The 1,076-nt window shown below is 45.8% G+C and carries 2 protein-coding genes; both read right to left on the minus strand.

The features are described from left to right. Nucleotides 1-149 (minus strand): IS66 family transposase (locus QUB26_RS32150; protein WP_445299661.1); only part of this gene is annotated, 149 nt, incomplete at its 3' end. Further along, on the minus strand, nt 118-1,017 hold the full coding sequence (locus tag QUB26_RS31910) for an IS66 family transposase (RefSeq protein WP_333321328.1): 900 nt from the start codon (nt 1,015-1,017) through the stop codon (nt 118-120). The genes QUB26_RS31910 and QUB26_RS32150, both read right to left, overlap by 32 nt. Between the last annotated feature and the right edge of the window lie 59 nt (nt 1,018-1,076).

Genomic DNA, 1,076 nt, shown 5'->3' on the forward strand with positions numbered 1-1,076 from the left:
GAAGCGACGACACTGTTATTACCGTGGCCAATTTGCAGAACTTTCTTAAAATGTCGCCGTAGATGGGCTAAACATTTTTGTTGCGCTCCCACAATCACACCGTTGTAGACGCTAAAATCATCGGAACTCAACACACCAGCTTGCTTCATGCCCCAGCATTGTCTCTAATTCGGCTCTACTGCGAGTGTCTGCGGCATGAAACAGGCAAAAATCTTGACCCGTAGCTGTCCATAACCATTCTTTGACTCCCTTGACACACCAAGGGGTTTCATCGACATGGACGTTGGCTTGCAATGGTGCCCATTTCCATAGCTCTTCAACGGCAGGCTTTACAGCATCGGCTACCCGCGCATTTGTCGCTTGTAATGTCCCTATCCCTAGGTCGATTCCACCTAGTTCGCGCAGGAACTCTTGTTGTTTTTCATAGGACATGTGCCCATAATTACCTAACCATACCAATAATGCTTGTAGGTCGATGCTTAAGTCTTGCCCTGGAACTATCCCTGATGCTGGTGCACCCATCACCATTGCTCCACATTCATTACATTGACATTTGACTCGTTGATATTCCACCACTTCAATTGGTAAGGCTGCTAAACACGCTACTTGCTGCTTGCTATAACCAATCGCATCACTTAATTCAGGGCTACCACAATGCTCACAATACTCAGGAGTGCTGATTTGATATCTATCTACTCGCCCAAATCCTTTTCGGCTTTTACCGATATGTCCCGGCTGTCCTCCGGGTTTGCGCTTTGGTTGGGACTCTGACTCTGACTCTGACTCTTTTGAGTTGTCAACTTTGGCTGTCTCTGATTTCTGTATGAGATCGCTTGATGGGGGTTTCGATGATGTTTTACTATTGCTGGGCTGTCTCTCTTGGAGCTTTTCGAGCTTTTGTTGTAATTTTTCAATCAGCTTCTGTTGGGTGAGCACAATTTTGACCAGCTCCTCACGGCTCAACTGGTCAACCATTTCTAATTTTAGTGCTGCTGATAACTCTGACTTTTCGCTCATCTGACTACATTACCATATTGTTCGGCTCTCTGCGGAACTATTTTTACCTGAATCCTTAC

It is taken from the genome of Microcoleus sp. B4-C1, assembly GCF_036705285.1.
GTDB lineage: Bacteria > Cyanobacteriota > Cyanobacteriia > Cyanobacteriales > Microcoleaceae > Microcoleus.

Coding starts and splice junctions, on each gene's coding strand:
- QUB26_RS31910 (WP_333321328.1), bottom strand. CDS start 1,017: ATGAGCGAAAAGTCAGAGTTATCAGCAGCACTAAAATTAGAAATGGTT.